Raw genomic sequence first — 18,970 nt, 5'->3', positions numbered from 1 at the left:
ACTTATTGACCCAACTTCAGGCGAGCGGTCTCGCCACTGGTGAACGGAGCCACATCGACCGCCTGGCCGTTGTAGCTGACCTGAGCGCCGCGGGCATAGCCCAGGCGCACCGCGAACGGAGGCTTGCCGGCGACCGACAGGCTGTCGCCCTTGCGCTTCAGCCCGCTGAACAGCACCTTGCCGCTGCCGTCGGTGACCTGTGTCCAGCAATCGGCGGTGAACTGCACCTGAACCTGGCCCTGGCCGGCCACCGGGGCGGCCGGGGCGGCTGGTGCCGCAACCGGCGCAGGCGCCTGGACGACCGGAGCCGCCGGGGCGACAACGGCTGGCGCAGGGGCGGCCGGAGCAACAGGGGCAGGCGCGGCGACGACAGGTGCCGGCGTGTGAACCGGGGCGGCAGGCGTTGCAGTCGGGGCAGGCGCTGCCGGCGCAGTCTGCGCAGCGGCCGCTTCGGTGCCGGTCGCTTCTGCGGCGGTTTCAGCGGCGGTTTCGCCCTGCGGCAGCGCCAGCGGGGCGGAAGCCTCGGCCTGGCCCTCTTCGACGGCCTGGTCTTCAGGCTCGTCGATCGGGTGGATCTGGGTGGTGCCGTCGGCGCCTTCGACTTCGACGTGCTCCGGCGCCAGGCCGATCAGATCCTTGGTGCGCAGCGAGGTCTGGTCTTGCCACCAGACGAAACCACCGCCGATGACCGCGATCAGCAGCAACAGGCTGACGATGCGCAAGATGGTGTGGGAAACCCGCACCGGCTCCTCGATCCGCCCCAGGCTGTGCACGTTGCTGCCCTGGGAGTCGGTGCCGGTGGACTGGTCGAACTGCTGGACCAGGACAGCCTGATCCATGCCGAGCAATTTGGCGTAGGCGCGAATGTAGCCGCGAGCGAAGGTATGCCCCGGCAGCTTGTCGAACGCACCGGCCTCCAGGTTGCTCAGGGAAGTCACGGTGAGGTTGAGCTTGAGGGCCACTTCGGCCAGCGACCAGCCATTGCTTTCGCGGGCCTGGCGCAAGGTCTCACCGGGGTTAACGCGAGTCGCTGCTACAACTTCGGGATGCGCCGCTTTCATCATTGCTCCGACAGGTATTGCTGATATTCCGGCGTACCGGGATAGAGTCGTTTTAGTTGCAGGCCGTAACTGGCGGCCTTGTCGCGATCTTCAAACACTTTCGCCAGGCGCACGCCGAGCAGCAGGCTGCGTGCGTTCTGCTCGGACAACTGGCTGTAACGGTCGTAATAGTCTCGCGCGGGCACATAATGCCTGTCTTCGAAGGACAACTCAGCCATTTCCAGCAACGCGCGCGGCTGTTGACGGTTCAGGCGCAGCGCCTTTTCCAGCTGTTGCTGCGCCAGGTCGCGCTGGCCGAGCTTCGCCGCGGTCATGCCGAGGTTCTCGAAGACCCGGGAACGCTCAGGATACAGGGTATCGGCGGCTGCCTGTTCAAATCGCTCGTAGGCGTCCTTGTAACGCTGCTGCTCGTAGAGAAAACTGCCGTAGTTGTTGAGGATCCGGGCATCGGCGGGACGGGCGGACAGCGCCTTGCGAAAGTGCTCGTCGGCCAGCTGGGGCTCCAGCTCGGCCTGGAACACCAGCGCCAGGGCGGCATTGGCGTCGGCATCCGAACCGTCCAGCTCCAGGGCCTTCTTCAGCGGCACCTTGGCCCGCTCGGTCATACCCTGTTGCAAATAACCCAGCCCCAACTGCACGTAGGCAGCCCGCGCCTCGTCGCGGCCCTTGCTGGTCTTCATCGGGTTGTAGTCGCCCGACAGGACACAGCCAGCACAGAGGCTGGCCAACAGCAACAGCAGCGCGAAGCGCAGGGACATAGAGATCCTCTCTTAGTGAGTGTTCGCGGCGTTCTGCGCCAGATCGCCGTCGGCGCTCAATTCGCGCACCGCGATGTAGCGTTCGCTGCGACGGGTGCGATCCAGCACCTGTCCTACCAATTGACCGCAGGCGGCGTCGATGTCCTCACCACGGGTGGTGCGCACGGTGACGTTGAAGCCTGCGTGGTGAAGCTGATCCTGGAACCGGCGGATGGCGTTGTTGCTCGGCCGCTCGTACCCGGAATGCGGGAAGGGGTTGAACGGGATCAGGTTGATCTTGCAGGGGATGTCCTTGAGCAGCTCGATCATCTCGACCGCATGCTCGAGCTTGTCGTTGACGTCCTTGAGCAAGGTGTACTCGATGGTCAGCACACGCTTCTCGCCGAGGGCGGACATGTAGCGCACACAGGAGTCGAGCAGCATCTTGAGCGGGTATTTCTTGTTGATCGGCACCAACTGGTTACGCAGAGCGTCGTTCGGTGCGTGCAGGGACAACGCCAGGGACACGTCGATGTGCTTGGCCAGCTCATCGATCATCGGCACCACACCCGACGTGGACAGGGTCACGCGGCGCTTGGAGATCCCGTAGCCCAGGTCATCCATCATCAGATGCATGGCGGCCACGACGTTGTCGAAGTTCAGCAGCGGTTCGCCCATGCCCATCATCACCACGTTGGTGATGGCGCGGTCGATGGTGGCCGGAACGCTGCCGAAGGATTTGTTCGCGATCCACACCTGGCCGATGACTTCGGCGGCGGTGAGGTTGCTGTTGAAGCCTTGCTTGCCGGTGGAGCAGAAACTGCAGTCCAGGGCACAGCCTGCCTGGGACGAAACGCAGAGGGTGCCGCGCTTGCCCTGGGGAATGTACACGGTCTCGACGCAGCTGCCGGACGCCACGCGCACCACCCACTTGCGGGTGCCGTCGCTGGAGATGTCCTCGCTGACCACTTCGGGACCACGAATTTCGGCAACGGCCTTGAGCTTTTCGCGCAAGGCCTTGCCGACGTTCGTCATGGCATCGAAATCATCCACGCCAAAGTGGTGAATCCATTTCATAACCTGACCGGCACGGAAACGCTTCTCCCCGATTGAGTCGAAGAATTTTTCCATTTCCGGCTGGGTCAGACCCAGCAGGTTGGTTTTAGCAGTCGATGTCGTCATGGATTCACCTTCACTCTTTAAGCCGATGCTTAGCGAGTGGTTACTTCGGTAGCTGCGAAGAAGTACGAGATTTCGCGAGCGGCAGCGGCTTCGGAGTCCGAACCGTGAACGGCGTTGGCGTCGATCGACTCGGCGAAGTCAGCGCGGATGGTGCCGGCAGCAGCTTCTTTAGGGTTGGTGGCGCCCATCAGCTCACGGTTGCGAGCGATGGCGTTTTCGCCTTCCAGAACCTGAACGACCACTGGACCGGAGATCATGAAAGCAACCAGGTCACCGAAGAAACCGCGCTCTTTGTGCTCAGCGTAGAAGCCTTCGGCTTCGGCTTTGGACAGTTGCTTCATTTTCGAGGCAACCACTTTCAGACCGGCCTTTTCGAAACGGGTAACGATTTCGCCGGCAGCGCCTTTTGCAACGGCGTCAGGCTTGATGATGGAGAAAGTACGTTGAACAGCCATGGTGTAACTCCAGAAACAGTAATTTGCGAAAAATTAAACCCGCGAATTATACGCGGGTTCTTGGGTATTGCCTAACCTGCGAGGACGATCAGTCTAACTCGTCGGCCCAGAGCTTCTGAACCGCTTCCAACACTTTCTCGCCCACACGGCCCGAGTTGTTGTCGAAATCCGGCAGCGCCATGATCCATTCTTTCAAGTCGACGAAATTGACAGAGTACGGATCGACGCCCGGATGGGCCTCGGCCAGCTCCTCTGCAATGCGTTGAACATCATTCCAGCCGTAGCTCATGACAGTCTTACCAGTCAGTGCGGCGCTTCGGCCGCATGGTTAAGCGAATATTTCGGGATTTCGACGGTCAGGTCTTCCTCGCCGACGATGGCCTGGCAGGCCAGGCGCGACTGCGCTTCCAGGCCCCAGGCCCGGTCGAGGAAGTCCTCTTCCAGCTCGTCGGCCTCTTCCAGCGAGTCGAATCCCTCGCGAATGATGCAGTGACAGGTGGTGCAGGCGCAAACGCCGCCGCAGGCGCTTTCCATCTCGATGTGGTGCTCGTGGGCCAGTTCGAGAATGGACGTGCCGGGCTCGGCCTCGACCACCATGCCATCAGGGCAGAACTTCTCGTGTGGCAGAAAAATGACCTGCGGCATCAGTTATCCTCGATTTCATTCAGGTTGCGCCCCGCCAGCGCGGCTTTCACCGTCGAATCCAGGCGGCGGGCGGCAAAGGCGTCGGTCACTTGCGACAGACGCTTGGTCTGCTGCTCGATGGCGAAGCCATCGGTACCTTTCATCAGTTCGGTCAGTTCCTGCACCTGCAGGTCGATGACCATGCGTTCTTCGGCGTCCAGCAGGCGCTCGCCGTCGGCGTCCAGGGCAGCCTGCACCGCCTCGACCAGACGCTGGGCGTCGACCTGCTGCTCGCGCAGGACACGGGCGACCTTGTCGTCGTTGGCGTGCTGGAACGAATCCTTGAGCATCTTGGCGATTTCGCCGTCGGTCAGGCCATAGGACGGCTTGACCTGGATGCTGGCCTCGACGCCCGAGCCCAACTCACGGGCGGAGACGCTGAGCAGGCCATCGGCATCGACCTGGAAGGTCACGCGGATCTTCGCCGCGCCAGCCACCATCGCCGGGATCCCGCGCAGTTCGAAGCGCGCCAGGGAGCGGCAATCGCTGATCAGCTCGCGCTCGCCCTGCAGCACATGGATCGCCATGGCCGACTGGCCGTCCTTGTAGGTGGTGAAGTCCTGGGCGCGGGCGACCGGGATGGTGGTGTTGCGCGGAATCACCTTCTCCATCAGCCCGCCCATGGTTTCCAGCCCCAGGGACAGCGGAATCACGTCGAGCAGCAGCAGTTCGCCGCCGTCACGCTTGTTGCCGGCCAGGGTGTCGGCCTGGATCGCGGCCCCGATGGCCACCACTTGATCCGGGTCGATGGAGGTCAGCGGCTGACGGCCGAAGGCTTCGGCGACGGCTTCGCGCACACGCGGCACACGGGTCGAACCGCCGACCATGACCACGGCATGGACGTCTTCAAGCTCAATGCCCGAGTCACGCACCGCGCGGCGGCAGGCCTTGAGGCTGCGGGCGACCATCGGCTCGATCAATGCGTCGAACGCTTCGCGGGTCAGCTGCGCCTTCCAGTCGCCGTAGACGACCTCGACGGCAGCGGCGTCGGTCAACGCTTCCTTGGCCGCGCAGGCGGTCTGCAGCAGGTTGCGTTGCGCGCCCGGATCGAGATCGGCGGACAGGCCGGCGCCCTCGATGATCCAGCCGGCGACGGCGTGGTCGAAGTCATCGCCGCCCAGGGCGCTGTCGCCACCGGTGGCCAGCACTTCGAAGACTCCGCCGGTCAGGCGCAGAATCGAAATATCGAACGTACCGCCGCCCAGGTCGTAGATCGCGACCAGGCCTTCGGCGTGCTGATCCAGGCCATAGGCCACAGCGGCCGCGGTCGGCTCGTTGAGCAGGCGCAGCACGTTCAGGCCGGCGAACTTCGCCGCATCCTTGGTGGCCTGGCGCTGAGCATCATCGAAATAGGCCGGCACCGTGATCACCGCGCCGACCAGCTCGCCGCCCAGCGTCGCTTCAGCGCGCTGACGCAGCACCTTCAGGATGTCGGCGGAGACTTCGACCGGGCTTTTCGGCCCCTGGACCGTGTCGATGAACGGCATGTGCGACTCGCCGCCGACGAAGCGGTACGGCAGTTGCTCGCCCAGTTGCTTGACGTCGGACAGGCCGCGCCCCATCAGACGCTTGACCGACAGCACGGTGTTCAGGGGATCGGAGGACGCGGCCAGCTTGGCCGACTCGCCGACTTCGACGCGGTCGGCGTGATAACGCACGGCGGACGGCAGGATCACCTGCCCTTGGGCGTCGGCCAGCGGCTCGGAAAGACCACTGCGCAACGCAGCGACCAGCGAATTGGTAGTGCCCAAGTCGATCCCCACAGCCAGACGGCGCTGGTGCGGTTGAGGACTTTGGCCGGGTTCGGCGATCTGCAGTAGGGCCATCGTGATCAGGACTTATCTGTATATCAGGCGTGCGACCGGAGCGGCACTGGGTTAATCGTCGAGGCGCTCTTCTAACTGGCGCACTTCGTAGGAGAGCTTGTCGAGGAACTGCATGCGCCGCATCAGGCGTTCGGCCTGCTCGCGTTGCGCCGCGTCGTTCCAGCAGGCTGCGAAGCTTTCGTTCAATCGGTCCTGGGCGGCCTTCAGCCGGCGCTTGAAGGCGGCGACACCGTCCAGGTCGGCGCTGTCCTGCAGATCCTCGAGCTCCTCGCGCAGCTCCATCTGCTGCAGCAGGAACTCCGGATCGTGCACCGTGACCTCCAGCGGCAGCTCACGCCCGCTCATGGTAAGCAGGTAACGCGCGCGTTGCGGGGGGCTCTTGAGGGTCTGGTACGCCTCGTTGAGCCGGGCGGACTGCTCAAGCGCCAACCGCTGCTCGCGCTCGGAGGCGTCGGCGAAGCGGTCAGGGTGAACCCCGCGCGCCAGCTCGCGGTAGCGCGTGGCCAGCTGCTCGAGATCCAGGCGGAAATCCGGTTGCAGGTCAAACAGGGCGAAATGACAAGGAATACCCACGAGCGGCCTCAGACGTTGAAGCTTTCGCCGCAGCCACACTCACCGCGCACGTTGGGGTTGTTGAACTTGAAGCCTTCGTTCAACCCTTCCTTGACGAAATCGAGTTCGGTGCCGTCCAGGTACGCCAGGCTCTTGGGATCGATGATCACCTTTTCGCCATGGCTTTCGAACACCTGGTCGTCTTCGCCCAGGGCATCGACGAATTCCAGCACATAGGCCAGCCCCGAGCAGCCCGTGGTACGGACGCCCAAGCGGATCCCTTCGCCCTTGCCGCGACCGTCCAGGGAACGGCGCACGTGCTTGGCGGCGGCTTCTGTCATGCTGATGGCCATCGAGACTCCTTACATCTTGCGATGTGTGCTGTTAGAGCAAACCTTTCTTCTGCTTGTAGTCGCGCACGGCCGCCTTGATGGCGTCCTCGGCGAGCACGGAGCAGTGGATCTTCACCGGCGGCAGGGCCAGTTCTTCAGCCAGTTGGGTGTTCTTGATGGTTTCGGCTTCGTCCAGGGTCTTGCCCTTCATCCACTCGGTGGCCAGGGAGCTGGAAGCGATCGCCGAACCGCAGCCGTAGGTCTTGAACTTGGCGTCTTCGATCACGCCCTGCTCGTTGACCTTGATCTGCAGGCGCATCACGTCGCCGCACGCCGGGGCGCCGACCATGCCGGTGCCGACATCCGGGTCTTCGGCGTTCATCTTGCCGACGTTGCGCGGGTTTTCGTAGTGGTCGATGACCTTTTCGCTGTAAGCCATGATGCTTAATCCTCACTCATCAGAGAGTCGCTCTTTGGGCCCTGCCGCCTCTGGCCGCAGGGCTGGTTCGCGGCGACTTGAAATCAGTGTGCCGCCCACTCGATCTTCGAAATGTCGACACCGTCTTTGTACATGTCCCACAGCGGCGACAGGGCGCGCAGCTTGGTGACGGCCTCGCAGACCTTCTGCGCGGCGTAGTCGATCTCTTCTTCGGTGGTGAAGCGGCCGAAGGTGAAGCGGATCGAGCTGTGCGCCAGTTCGTCGTTGCGGCCCAGGGCGCGCAGCACGTACGAAGGCTCCAGCGACGCCGAGGTGCAGGCCGAACCGGACGATACCGCCAGGTCCTTGAGCGCCATGATCAGCGACTCGCCTTCGACATAGTTGAAGCTCAGGTTCAGGTTGTGCGGAACGCGGGCGGTCAGGCTGCCGTTGACGTACAGCTCTTCCAGGTGCTCGACCTGCTTGTAGAAGCGGTCGCTCAGGGCCTTGATCCGCACGTTCTCGGCGGCCATGTCTTCCTTGGCCACGCGGAAGGCTTCGCCCATGCCGACGATCTGGTGGGTCGCCAGGGTGCCGGAGCGCATGCCGCGCTCGTGACCGCCGCCGTGCATGGTCGCTTCGATGCGCACGCGCGGCTTGCGGCTGACGTACAGCGCGCCGATGCCTTTAGGGCCGTAGGTCTTGTGGGCGGAGAACGACATCATGTCGACTTTCAGCTTCTGCAGGTCGATCTCGACCTTGCCGGTGGACTGAGCGGCGTCGACGTGGAACAGGATGCCTTTGGAACGGGTCAGTTCGCCGATGGCAGCGATGTCGTTGATCGTGCCGATCTCGTTGTTCACGTGCATCACCGACACCAGGATGGTGTCTTCGCGCAGGGCGGCTTCGACCATTTCCGGGGTGACCAGACCGTCTTCACGAGGCTCGATGTAGGTCACTTCGAAACCTTCGCGCTCCAGTTGGCGCATGGTGTCGAGGACGGCCTTGTGTTCGATCTTGGTGGTGATCAGGTGCTTGCCCTTGGAGGCGTAGAAATGTGCCGCACCCTTGATTGCCAGGTTGTCGGACTCGGTGGCACCGGAGGTCCAGACGATTTCGCGCGGGTCGGCGTTGACCAGGTCGGCCACCTGACGACGGGCGTTCTCCACGGCTTCTTCGGCCTTCCAGCCGAACACGTGGGAGCGGGACGCCGGGTTACCGAAGTTCCCGTCGACCAGCAGGCATTCACTCATCTTTTGCGCAACGCGCGGATCGACCGGGGTGGTCGCAGAGTAATCAAGGTAAATCGGCAATTTCATGGACTATCTCCTAAATCAGGCTGGCTGGCGTACCGCTGGCTCTCTGGCTGTCATTCGACGGCGGACGCTTCAATCTTGTCCAGGCGCGGCGCCTTGCCATTGCAACGACGCTGATCCTGGCGCTGGGCCACTTCCTGCACCTCACGGCGAGTTACGAGGTCGGCCAAGCTGATACCGCTGAGAAATTCGTGGATCTGCAGGCTGAGGTCGCACCACAGGTGATGGGTCAGGCAGGTGTCGCCGGAATGGCAATCGCCCTGGCCCTGGCATTTGGTCGCATCGACCGATTCGTTGACCGCATCGATCACCTGAGCGACCTGGATGCCCTGCATGTCGCGGGACAGCTGGTAACCGCCGCCCGGACCACGGACGCTGGACACCAGGTTGCTGCGGCGCAGCTTGGCGAACAGCTGTTCGAGATAGGACAGGGAAATGCCTTGGCGCTCGGAGATATCGGCCAGGGACACGGGCCCGTGCTGCGCGTGCAACGCCAGGTCAAGCATGGCGGTCACGGCGTATCGGCCTTTTGTAGTCAGTCGCATGGACAATTACCACGGAGTTCGGAATGGGCGGGAGTATGCAATTCCCGAGCATTTAAGTCAACTATAAGACCTAGTGCTTTAGTCGGGTTTACCCGCAAAGAGCGCGCGCATGATAGCAGGGTCTGCGGCTTAATGGCACACCGGCCAGCGCTGCGCCGTTGCCTGATCACGACACCCGAAGGCCGGCGCCGCTCGCGCCGCCCCTCGGGCAGGCCTCAGCCCGCCGTGGTGTCTTCCTTGCCCTTGACGCAGGCGAAGTCTTCTTCGCGCAGCTCAGGCAGATCTTTCGCACAGTAATTGCTGCCCAGATCCTTCAGTGCGCCGCACATGCCCTCCAGCCGCCCGTCCACCGCCTGCAGGTGATCGAGCAACTGACCGATGGCCCGGGCCACCGGATCCGGCATGTCGCCGCTGACGCCATAGGCATCGAAGCCGATTTTCTCGGCCATCGCCTTACGCTTGGCGTCCTGCTCGTCATCGGACTTGACGATGATCCGCCCCGGAATGCCCACCACGGTCGCGCCCGGCGGCACTTCCTTGGTGACCACCGCATTGGAGCCGACCTTGGCGCCGGCGCCCACGGTGAACGGCCCGAGCACTTTCGCGCCGGCCCCGACCACCACGCCGTCGCCCAGCGTCGGGTGACGCTTGCCCTTGTTCCAACTGGTGCCGCCGAGGGTCACGCCCTGGTACAGAGTCACGTCGTCGCCGATCTCGGCCGTTTCACCGATCACGATGCCCATGCCGTGGTCGATGAAGAAGCGGCGACCGACCTTCGCCCCCGGATGGATCTCGATCCCGGTCAGCCAGCGGCCGAAGTTCGACACCAGTCGCGCCAGCCATTTCAGCTCCGCGCGCCACAGCATCGCCGACAGCCGATGGATCCAGATCGCGTGCATGCCGGGGTAGCAGGTCAGAACCTCAAAAGCGTTACGCGCCGCCGGGTCTCGGTGGAATACGCTCTGGATATCTTCACGCAAACGTTCGAACATCATCATTCCTTCCGTTTAAGGAGCTCGCCACGGGCCGCTTTCTGGGTTTCCGTGAGGATGCCACGCAAAATATTCATTTCCGCCCGGCTGACCGAGCTGCGTCCGTACAACCGGCGCAGGCGCGCCATCAAGTGCCGCGGCTTCTCAGGATCGAGGAACTCGATGGCCACCAGGGTCTGTTCCAGGTGCTCATAGAACCGCTCCAGCTCATCCATGGTCGCCAGCTCATTGCTTTTGACGGAGGCCACCTCTTCCTTCTCGAACTTGCTCGGCTGGCCCTGCGCCGCCAGCCACGCCATACGCACTTCATAGCTCAACACCTGCACCGCCGCCCCGAGGTTCAGCGAGCTGAACTCCGGATCGGAGGGGATGTGCACGTGGTAGTGACATCGCTGCAGCTCTTCGTTGGTCAGGCCGGAGTCCTCGCGCCCGAACACCAAGGCGATTTCCGCGCCCTGCCCGGCTTCCTCGACCACTTTTGCGCCGCATTCGCGAGGATCGAGCAACGGCCACGGGATCCGCCGGTCACGGGCGCTGGTGCCCAGCACCAGGTTGCAGCCGACCAGCGCGTCTTCCAAGGTGGCGACGACTTGCGCGTTTTCAAGGATGTCGCCGGCGCCCGAGGCGCGGGCATCGGCTTCGTGGTGCGGAAACACCCGGGGCTCCACCAGCACCAGCCGCGAAAGCCCCATGTTCTTCATGGCGCGCGCGGTCCCGCCGATGTTGCCCGGATGGCTGGTGTTGACCAGGACGACACGAATGTTTTGCAGCACGGCGCAGGCTCTCGGACTCGGGAAAGGGGTGCAAATCTTACAGAACAGCCTACCGTTAAGCCATGAATGCGAACAGCGACCTTCACCTGAAGAAAACTTCTGATAGAATGCGCGGCTTTCTTTAACAACCTTAGGTGACACATCCATGCAGCCCATGCTGAATATCGCGCTGCGCGCCGCCCGCAGCGCCAGTGAACTGATCTTCCGCTCCATCGAGCGCCTGGATACCATCAAGGTCGACGAAAAAGACGCCAAGGACTACGTGTCCGAGGTGGACCGCGCCGCCGAACAGAAAATCATCGACGCCCTGCGCAAGGCCTACCCGAATCATTCGATCATGGGTGAAGAGACCGGCATGCACGCTGGCTCCGGCATCGAAGGCGAAGAGTACCTGTGGATCATCGATCCGCTGGACGGCACCACCAACTTCCTGCGCGGCATCCCTCACTTCGCGGTCAGCATCGCCTGCAAATACCGTGGCCGCCTGGAACACGCCGTTGTCCTGGATCCGGTCCGTCAGGAAGAGTTCACCGCCAGCCGTGGCCGTGGCGCCCAACTGAACGGCCGTCGCCTGCGCGTCAGCGGCCGCACCAGCCTGGACGGCGCCCTGCTGGGCACCGGTTTCCCGTTCCGTGACGACCAGATGGACAACCTGGACAACTACCTGGGCATGTTCCGCGCCCTGGTGGGCCAGACCGCCGGCATCCGTCGCGCAGGTTCGGCGAGCCTGGATCTGGCCTACGTGGCCGCCGGCCGTTTCGACGCGTTCTGGGAATCGGGCCTGTCCGAGTGGGACATGGCAGCCGGCGCCCTGCTGATTCAGGAAGCGGGCGGCCTGGTGAGCGACTTCACCGGCGGTCACGACTTCCTGGAGAAAGGCCACGTCGTCGCCGGCAACACCAAATGCTTCAAGGCCGTGCTGACCGCCATCCAGCCGCACCTGCCGGCCTCGATGAAGCGTTAAGCGCTGCGCAATACGAAAAAAGCACCCTTCGGGGTGCTTTTTTTATGCCTGTGATTGGCACGCTTTCGGCAGCCACCACAGTCCATGTGGGAGCCTGCCTGCTGGCGATGGAGTCAGCCAAGCCCCCAAGTCGTACGCCGAACGACAGGCACAAAAAAGCACCCCGCAGGGTGCTTTTTCATGTTTGATCACTGCCCGGGTTGGGCCTGGGACAGGATCAGCTTGCCTTCCTTGTCCACCGGAATCTGGTTGCCCGGATCCCGGTCCATCCGCACTTTACCTTCCTTACCGTCCAGCGAATAACGAACGTCGTAGCCGACGACCTTGTCGCTGATGTCATTCACGGTGTTGCAGCGTGTCTGCGTCGTGGTGTAGGTGTCACGCTCCTGCATGCCCTCCTGCACCTTGTTGCCGGCGTAACCGCCGCCGACCGCACCGGCCACCGTGGCGATCTTCTTGCCCGTGCCGCCGCCGATCTGGTTGCCCAAAAGGCCGCCGGCCAGCGCACCGACCACCGTACCGGCGATCTGATGCTGATCCTTCACCGGCGCCTGACGGGTCACGGCGACGTCCTTGCACACTTCACGTGGAGTCTTGATCTGCGTCTTGACCGGCTCGACAGCCAGCACTTGCGCGTACTCAGGGCCGCTTTTCACCAGGCTGTAGGTAGCAACAGCACCCCCGGCGGTCACACCGACAGCACCCAATACCGCACCAACCAGCAACGACTTGTTCACATGAACCTCCTGACCATCACATGCGGGGCGTGCCCGCGCTTCTCCCAGCCTTGGAGCATGAAAAAAGGCGCGAGTTCAACTCGCGCCTTTTTCGGGTGACACCGTCAGGAGAAGCCGGCCTCAAGGACGGTCGTCGATTTCCTTGTCGGTGTTGGCCGGAGGGATCAGGTCTTCGCTGGTCAGGTTCAGCCAGATCAGCACCACGTTGGCGATGTAGATCGACGAGTAGGTACCCGCCAGAACACCGATGAACAGGGCGATGGAGAAGCCGAACAGGTTGTCGCCGCCGAAGAACAGCAGCGCCGCGATCGCCAGCAACGTCGAGATCGAGGTCGCCATGGTGCGCAGCAGGGTCTGGGTGGTCGAGATGTTGATGTTCTCGATCAGGTTGGCCTTGCGCAGCACACGGAAGTTCTCGCGAACCCGGTCGAACACCACGATGGTGTCGTTGAGCGAGTAGCCGATGATCGCCAGCACCGCCGCCAGCACCGTCAGGTCGAAGGTGATCTGGAAGAACGACAGGATGCCGATGGTCACGATCACGTCGTGGATCAGCGAAACGATGGCGCCCACCGCGAATTTCCACTGAAAGCGGAAAGCCAGGTAGAGCAGGATGCCGCCCAACGCCAGCAGCATGCCCAGGCCGCCCTGGTCACGCAGCTCCTCGCCCACCTGCGGGCCCACGAACTCGACGCGCTTGACGGTCGCCGGGTTCTCGCCGCCGACCTTCTGCAGCGCCTCGGCCACCTGATGGCCCAACTGCGGGTCTTCACCCGGCATGCGCACCAGCAGGTCGGTGGTCGCGCCGAAGTTCTGCACGACGGCCTCGTGGTAACCGGCCGTCGTCAGTTGCTCGCGCACCTTGGTGACGTCGGCCGGACGCTCGTAGGTCAGCTCGATGAGCGTACCGCCGGTGAAGTCCAGACCCCAGTTCATGCCCTTGTGGAACACGCTGAACAAGGCCAGGGCCGTCAGGAACAATGTGACGCCGAACGCGAAGTTGCGAACGCCCATGAAGTTGATAGTACGTAACATGGCAGCCCCTTAAATCCACAACTTCTTGAAGTCACGACCGCCGAAGATCAGGTTGACCATCGCGCGGGTCACCATGATGGCCGTGAACATCGAGGTAAAGATCCCGAGGGACATGGTCACCGCGAAGCCCTTCACCGGGCCGGTGCCCATGGCGAAGAGGATGCCGCCGACCAGCAGGGTGGTCAGGTTGGCGTCGAGGATCGCGGTGAACGCCCGGCCGAAGCCTTCGTTGATGGCGCGCTGCACGGTCATGCCGGCGGCGATCTCTTCGCGGATCCGCGAGAAGATCAGCACGTTGGCGTCGACCGCCATGCCCATGGTCAACACGATGCCGGCGATGCCCGGCAGGGTCAGCGTCGCGCCCAGCAGCGACATCAGCGCCAGCAGCATCACCATGTTCACGGCCAGCGCGACCGTGGCGATCAGACCGAAGAAGCGGTAGATGGCGATGATGAACAGCGAGACGAACAGCATGCCCCACAGCGAAGCGTCGATGCCTTTGGTGATGTTGTCCGCACCCAGGCTCGGGCCGATGGTGCGTTCTTCGGCAAAGTACATCGGCGCCGCCAGGCCGCCGGCGCGCAGCAGCAGCGCCAGTTCGGAGGACTCGCCCTGGCCGTTCAGGCCGGTGATGCGGAACTGCGCGCCCAGCGGCGACTGGATGGTCGCCAGGCTGATGATCTTCTTCTCTTCCTTGAACGACTGCACCGCCACGTCTTTCTCGACGCCGTCGACCACCTGCTTGGTGTAGGTGGTGACCGGACGCTGCTCGATGAAGATCACCGCCATGCTGCGACCGACGTTGCTGCGGGTCGCACGGCTCATCAGCTCGCCGCCGTGACCGTCCAGGCGGATGTTCACTTCAGGGGTGCCGTGCTCGCCGAAACCGGCCTTGGCGTCGGTCACCTGGTCACCGGTGATGATCAGGCTGCGCTCGATCTGCGCCGGAGGACGCTTGCCCTCGCGGAACTCGAAGGTCTCGGAGGTGGCCTTGGAGGCACCCGGCTCGGCGGCCAGGCGGAACTCAAGGTTGGCCGTCTTGCCCAGGATCCGCTTGGCTTCGGCGGTGTCCTGCACGCCCGGCAGCTCAACCACGATACGGTTGGCGCCCTGGCGCTGGACGATCGGTTCGGCGACACCCAGCTCGTTGACGCGGTTACGCACCGTGGTCAGGTTCTGCTTGATGGAGTATTCGCGGATTTCCACCAGCTTGGCCGGGGTCATCGCCAGACGCAGCACCGGCTGGCCGTTGAGGTCGGCCGGAACAATGTCGAAATCGTTGAAGCTCTTGCGGATCAGCGCACGGGCCTGTTCGCGGGACGCATCGTCGCTGAAGCCCAGCTGGATGGCGCCACCCAGTTGCGGCAGGCTGCGGTAGCGCAGCTTCTCTTTGCGCAGCAGGCTCTTGACTTCGCCTTCGTAGATTTTCAGGCGAGCGTCGATGGCTTTGTCCATGTCCACTTCCAGCAGGAAGTGCACACCGCCGGACAGGTCGAGACCCAGCTTCATCGGGTGCGCGGCCAGGTTGCGCAGCCACTGCGGCGTGGTCTGGGCCAGGTTCAGCGCGACGACGTAGTCGTCACCCAATGCCTTGCGCACCACGTCCTTGGCCGGCAGCTGGTCTTCAGCCTTGGTCAGGCGGATCAGGCCGCCCTTGCCGTTGGCAGACAGGCTCGCGGCCTTGACGGCGATCCCGGATTCCTTGAGCGCAGTACCCGCACGGTCCAGGTCGGCCTGGTTGACCTGCAGGGCCGTGCTGGCGCCGCTGATCTGGATGGCCGGGTCATCGGGGTACAGATTGGGAGCGGAATAAATCAGACCGATCGCCAGCACCGCCAGGATCAGAATGTATTTCCACAGAGGATATTTGTTCAGCATCACGCCGCCCGCTATGACGCGGGGCGCCTTGCGCGCCCCGTCGATTGAGTGGAAGTTGAAACTTTAGATCGCCTTGAGCGTGCCTTTTGGCAGCGTGGCGGCGATCGCGCCCTTCTGGAACTTCATTTCCACGGTGTCGGACACTTCCAGCACCACGAAGTCATCGGCCACTTTGGTGATCTTGCCGGCGATGCCGCCGGTGGTGACCACTTCGTCGCCCTTCTGCAGGCTGCTCAGCAGGTTTTTCTGCTCTTTGGCGCGTTTGGCCTGCGGACGCCAGATCATCAGGTAGAAGATGACCAGGAAACCGACCAGGAAAATCCACTCGAAGCCGCCGCCGACAGGCGCCGCAGCCGGTGCAGCCGCGTCGGCCATGGCGTTAGAGATAAAAAAGCTCATTTAGCACTCCAGTTGCAAAAATGTTGAATCTTGGGGTCAGGAAACTCAGTCCAAAGGCGGTACGGGAAGCCCGCGCTTGGCATAGAAGGCCTCGACGAAGGCGGCCAATGTACCCTGTTGAATAGCCTCGCGCAAACCAGCCATCAGCACCTGATAATGGCGCAAATTGTGGATGGTATTGAGCATGCTGCCGAGCATTTCGCCGCATTTGTCCAAGTGGTGCAGATAAGCGCGGGAGAAGTTCCGGCAGGTGTAGCAATCGCAGGTCGGATCCAGCGGCGAATCATCATGGCGATGGAACGCGTTACGGATCTTCAGCACACCGGTGTCGATGAACAGATGCCCGTTGCGGGCATTGCGGGTCGGCATCACGCAATCGAACATGTCCACCCCGCGGCGCACACCCTCAACCAGATCTTCCGGTTTGCCAACGCCCATAAGGTAACGAGGTTTGTCAGCAGGCATCTGGCCAGGCAGGTAGTCCAGCACCTTGATCATTTCGTGCTTGGGCTCGCCCACCGACAGGCCGCCGATGGCCAGGCCGTCGAAGCCGATCTTGTCCAGGCCTTCGAGCGAGCGCATGCGCAGATCCTGGTGCATGCCGCCCTGGACGATGCCGAACAGCGCCGCCGTGTTGTCGCCGTGGGCGTTCTTCGAACGCTGGGCCCAGCGCAGGGACAGCTCCATGGACACCCGCGCGACGTCTTCGTCGGCCGGGTATGGGGTGCATTCGTCGAAGATCATCACGATGTCGGAACCCAGGTCGCGCTGGACCTGCATCGATTCTTCCGGCCCCATGAACACCTTGGCGCCGTCGACCGGAGAGGCGAAGGTCACGCCCTCCTCCTTGATCTTGCGCATGGCGCCGAGGCTGAACACCTGGAAGCCGCCGGAGTCGGTCAGGATCGGGCCTTTCCACTGCATGAAGTCATGCAGGTCGCCGTGCTTCTTGATCACTTCCATGCCCGGACGCAGCCACAGGTGGAAGGTGTTGCCCAGGATGATCTCTGCGCCGATCGCCTCGATGTCCCGCGGCAACATGCCCTTGACGGTGCCGTAGGTGCCCACCGGCATGAACGCCGGGGTCTCGACGGTGCCGCGCGGGAAGGTCAGGCGGCCACGGCGGGCCTTGCCGTCGGTGGCGAGCAACTCGAACGACATGCGACAGGTGCGACTCATACTGTTTCCTCTGGGCCGCGTGGAGCGGGGTTGCGGGTGATGAACATCGCATCACCGTAGCTGAAAAAGCGGTAACCGTTGTCGACCGCAGCCTTGTAGGCCGCCATGGTCTCCGGATAACCGGCGAACGCCGAAACCAGCATCAACAGCGTGGATTCGGGCAAATGGAAGTTGGTGACCAAGGCGTCGACCACATGGAACGGCCGGCCCGGGTAGATGAAGATGTCGGTGTCGCCGCTGAACGGCTTGAGCACGCCGTCGCGGGCGGCGCTCTCCAGCGAACGCACGCTGGTGGTGCCCACCGCGATCACCCGCCCACCCCGCGCACGGCAGGCGGCGACGGCATCGACCACGTCCTGGCCGACTTCCAGCCATTCGCTGTGCATGTGATGGTCTTCGATCTTCTCGACCCGCACCGGCTGGAACGTGCCCGCGCCGACGTGCAGCGTGACGAACGCGGTCTCGACGCCCTTGGCGGCGATCGCCTCCATCAGGGTCTGGTCGAAATGCAGGCCGGCGGTCGGTGCCGCCACCGCGCCGAGGCGCTCGGCGTACACGGTCTGGTAACGCTCGCGGTCGGCGCCTTCGTCAGGACGGTCAATATAAGGAGGCAACGGCATGTGCCCGACGCGGTCGAGCAACGGCAGCACCTCTTCGGCGAACCCCAGCTCGAACAGCGCGTCGTGACGGGCCAGCATCTCGGCCTCGCCGCCACCCTCGATGAGGATCTTCGAACCCGGCTTGGGCGACTTGCTGGAGCGCACATGGGCCAGCACGCGGTGCGTGTCGAGCACCCGTTCGATGAGGATCTCCAGCTTGCCGCCGGACGCCTTCTGCCCGAACAACCGCGCCGGAATCACCCGGGTATTGTTGAACACCATCAGATCGCCAGGGCGCAAATGCTCAAGCAAATCAGTGAATTGACGGTGTGCCAGGGCACCGCTGACCCCGTCCAGGGTCAACAGCCGGCTACCGCGTCGCTCGGCCAACGGATGGCGGGCGATCAGCGAATCAGGAAGCTCGAAGGTAAAGTCAGCAACACGCATGATGGGGTTCGTCTGGCAGGGCCGGAAAGTCTAGCGGAAATATCAAAAATTGACCATGAAACGTGATTGACCAACGGTAGTCGCCTCTCTATACTTCGCCGCCATTAAGCCCTGATGGCGGAATTGGTAGACGCGGCGGATTCAAAATCCGTTTTCGAAAGGAGTGGGAGTTCGAGTCTCCCTCGGGGCACCATATGCAACACATAGACGACTACCAACGTCTACGTAACATCTCTAGAGCCCGCTAACAGCGGGCTTTTTTGTTTTTGGGGTTTATCTCTCACCCCTTCCCCCACCGATCGCGAATCTGATCAGGCATGCGCCCATGCATTGGGCGCTGCCACTGCCCGTTTCCGGATAGTGGCGAGCAATGTCCCGCCATCAGCAATGGCAAGAAACTCGTCATCGCCACTGCGGCATGATCAATTGCACGGCGCCAGCTCGACCAGGTCCGCGCTGCGCGGCGATCAAGCCGAGGCAAGGCATGGGGAGTGCAACGTACCAATGCCCGTCGCTGGGCGCCTCCAGGGCGCGGCACAGCCTCTCTCTGCGGTCATCACAGCCACGTGCTGCCACCATTGCAGTGGGGCGCAAACAATCGCTTGCGTTTGCGAGAGGCCATCCTGAACAGCCCCACACCCCTCTTCTGCACGGCAATCATCAGCCATGCCCCCTGCGAGTGCCCCCCCACCAGGAAACTCGACGTAGGAACTTTCCTGCGGGCAAAACAAAACCCCAACCGCTTTCGCAGTTGGGGTTCCGGAATTTAATCTTGACGATGACCTACTCTCACATGGGGAAACCCCACACTACCATCGGCGATGCATCGTTTCACTTCTGAGTTCGGGATGGGATCAGG

At 63.0% G+C, this 18,970-nt stretch carries 21 protein-coding genes, 1 tRNA gene and 1 rRNA gene; 2 read left to right on the top strand and 21 right to left on the bottom strand.

All coding sequences use genetic code 11. The features are described from left to right. Positions 1–2 precede the first annotated feature (2 nt). The 14 genes from CAG41_RS03760 to trmJ form a co-directional block, all read right to left on the bottom strand. On the bottom strand, positions 3–1,061 hold the full coding sequence (locus CAG41_RS03760) for a RodZ family helix-turn-helix domain-containing protein (RefSeq protein ID WP_085634019.1): 1,059 nt from the start codon (positions 1,059–1,061) through the stop codon (positions 3–5). Further along, positions 1,061–1,819: a type IV pilus biogenesis/stability protein PilW gene (pilW, locus tag CAG41_RS03755; RefSeq protein WP_085586645.1), complete on the bottom strand. Its 759-nt coding sequence runs from the start codon at positions 1,817–1,819 to the stop codon at positions 1,061–1,063. The genes CAG41_RS03760 and pilW overlap by 1 nt, the downstream gene beginning before the upstream one ends. A 12-nt stretch (positions 1,820–1,831) precedes the next feature. Beyond that, the gene (gene rlmN / locus CAG41_RS03750; RefSeq protein WP_085586644.1) at positions 1,832–2,980 is read right to left on the bottom strand and encodes a 23S rRNA (adenine(2503)-C(2))-methyltransferase RlmN; all 1,149 of its coding nucleotides are present in this window, start codon (positions 2,978–2,980) and stop codon (positions 1,832–1,834) included. Between the two features lie 29 nt (positions 2,981–3,009). Then, positions 3,010–3,435: a nucleoside-diphosphate kinase gene (ndk, locus tag CAG41_RS03745; protein WP_003227894.1), complete on the bottom strand. Its 426-nt coding sequence runs from the start codon at positions 3,433–3,435 to the stop codon at positions 3,010–3,012. 88 nt (positions 3,436–3,523) lie between these two features. Further along, positions 3,524–3,724, bottom strand: a complete 201-nt coding sequence (gene iscX, locus CAG41_RS03740; RefSeq protein ID WP_085641070.1) for a Fe-S cluster assembly protein IscX — start codon at positions 3,722–3,724, stop codon at positions 3,524–3,526. 14 nt (positions 3,725–3,738) lie between these two features. Then, a complete protein-coding gene (gene fdx / locus CAG41_RS03735; RefSeq protein WP_085641068.1) occupies positions 3,739–4,080 on the bottom strand; it encodes an ISC system 2Fe-2S type ferredoxin in 342 nt (113 codons plus the stop codon). Continuing rightward, positions 4,080–5,945 (bottom strand): Fe-S protein assembly chaperone HscA, encoded by a 1,866-nt coding sequence (gene hscA / locus CAG41_RS03730; protein ID WP_085706714.1) that lies wholly within the window; start codon positions 5,943–5,945, stop codon positions 4,080–4,082. The genes fdx and hscA overlap by 1 nt, the downstream gene beginning before the upstream one ends. Before the next feature lie 51 nt (positions 5,946–5,996). Continuing rightward, entirely contained in the window at positions 5,997–6,518 is a 522-nt protein-coding gene (hscB, locus tag CAG41_RS03725; protein WP_085586640.1) for a co-chaperone HscB, read from the bottom strand. A gap of 8 nt (positions 6,519–6,526) precedes the next feature. Further along, positions 6,527–6,850, bottom strand: coding sequence for an iron-sulfur cluster assembly protein IscA (gene iscA / locus CAG41_RS03720; protein ID WP_085586639.1), 324 nt, complete (start codon positions 6,848–6,850; stop codon positions 6,527–6,529). A 31-nt stretch (positions 6,851–6,881) separates the two neighbouring features. Beyond that, positions 6,882–7,268 (bottom strand): Fe-S cluster assembly scaffold IscU, encoded by a 387-nt coding sequence (gene iscU, locus CAG41_RS03715; RefSeq protein ID WP_002552476.1) that lies wholly within the window; start codon positions 7,266–7,268, stop codon positions 6,882–6,884. An 83-nt stretch (positions 7,269–7,351) separates the two neighbouring features. Then, positions 7,352–8,566, bottom strand: a complete 1,215-nt coding sequence (locus CAG41_RS03710; protein WP_085586638.1) for an IscS subfamily cysteine desulfurase — start codon at positions 8,564–8,566, stop codon at positions 7,352–7,354. A 50-nt stretch (positions 8,567–8,616) separates the two neighbouring features. After that, entirely contained in the window at positions 8,617–9,108 is a 492-nt protein-coding gene (gene iscR, locus CAG41_RS03705; protein WP_007956690.1) for a Fe-S cluster assembly transcriptional regulator IscR, read from the bottom strand. 215 nt (positions 9,109–9,323) lie between these two features. Beyond that, entirely contained in the window at positions 9,324–10,100 is a 777-nt protein-coding gene (gene cysE, locus CAG41_RS03700; protein WP_085641064.1) for a serine O-acetyltransferase, read from the bottom strand. Positions 10,101–10,102: 2 nt separating this feature from the next. Next, entirely contained in the window at positions 10,103–10,873 is a 771-nt protein-coding gene (trmJ, locus tag CAG41_RS03695; protein WP_085586636.1) for a tRNA (cytosine(32)/uridine(32)-2'-O)-methyltransferase TrmJ, read from the bottom strand. 145 nt (positions 10,874–11,018) lie between these two features. On the opposite strand from trmJ, the gene suhB reads away from it, so the two are divergent. Continuing rightward, positions 11,019–11,837, top strand: a complete 819-nt coding sequence (suhB, locus tag CAG41_RS03690; protein ID WP_085586635.1) for an inositol-phosphate phosphatase — start codon at positions 11,019–11,021, stop codon at positions 11,835–11,837. A gap of 188 nt (positions 11,838–12,025) precedes the next feature. Here the strand turns inward: suhB and CAG41_RS03685 are convergent, their stop codons facing one another. From CAG41_RS03685 to queA, 6 genes are all read right to left on the bottom strand, one after another. Continuing rightward, positions 12,026–12,574: a glycine zipper 2TM domain-containing protein gene (locus tag CAG41_RS03685; RefSeq protein WP_085706713.1), complete on the bottom strand. Its 549-nt coding sequence runs from the start codon at positions 12,572–12,574 to the stop codon at positions 12,026–12,028. A 120-nt stretch (positions 12,575–12,694) separates the two neighbouring features. After that, positions 12,695–13,609 carry a protein translocase subunit SecF gene (secF, locus tag CAG41_RS03680; protein WP_085586633.1) on the bottom strand — a complete coding sequence of 305 codons (915 nt, stop codon included), beginning with the start codon at positions 13,607–13,609 and terminating at the stop codon, positions 12,695–12,697. 9 nt (positions 13,610–13,618) lie between these two features. After that, positions 13,619–15,487, bottom strand: a complete 1,869-nt coding sequence (secD, locus tag CAG41_RS03675) for a protein translocase subunit SecD (RefSeq protein ID WP_085586632.1) — start codon at positions 15,485–15,487, stop codon at positions 13,619–13,621. A 63-nt stretch (positions 15,488–15,550) separates the two neighbouring features. Then, complete coding sequence (gene yajC / locus CAG41_RS03670) at positions 15,551–15,886, bottom strand: preprotein translocase subunit YajC (protein WP_085586631.1); 336 nt, start codon at positions 15,884–15,886, stop codon at positions 15,551–15,553. A gap of 45 nt (positions 15,887–15,931) precedes the next feature. Further along, positions 15,932–17,047 carry a tRNA guanosine(34) transglycosylase Tgt gene (gene tgt / locus CAG41_RS03665; protein WP_170930080.1) on the bottom strand — a complete coding sequence of 372 codons (1,116 nt, stop codon included), beginning with the start codon at positions 17,045–17,047 and terminating at the stop codon, positions 15,932–15,934. Between the two features lie 14 nt (positions 17,048–17,061). Next, positions 17,062–18,111 (bottom strand): tRNA preQ1(34) S-adenosylmethionine ribosyltransferase-isomerase QueA, encoded by a 1,050-nt coding sequence (gene queA, locus CAG41_RS03660; RefSeq protein WP_085655963.1) that lies wholly within the window; start codon positions 18,109–18,111, stop codon positions 17,062–17,064. Positions 18,112–18,219: 108 nt separating this feature from the next. Between queA and CAG41_RS03655 the strand changes: the two genes are divergently transcribed. Next, positions 18,220–18,304: transfer RNA gene (locus tag CAG41_RS03655), tRNA-Leu, on the top strand. Positions 18,305–18,881: 577 nt separating this feature from the next. Here CAG41_RS03655 and rrf read toward each other — a convergent pair. Beyond that, positions 18,882–18,970 (bottom strand): 5S ribosomal RNA (gene rrf / locus CAG41_RS03650); the annotation flags it as partial.

It is taken from the genome of Pseudomonas sp. B35(2017) (genome assembly GCF_002113645.1).
Taxonomy (GTDB): Bacteria; Pseudomonadota; Gammaproteobacteria; order Pseudomonadales; family Pseudomonadaceae; genus Aquipseudomonas; species Aquipseudomonas ekonensis.
Note: the sequence above shows the minus strand (reverse complement) of the source record. Positions and strands in the feature narration are given on the sequence as shown.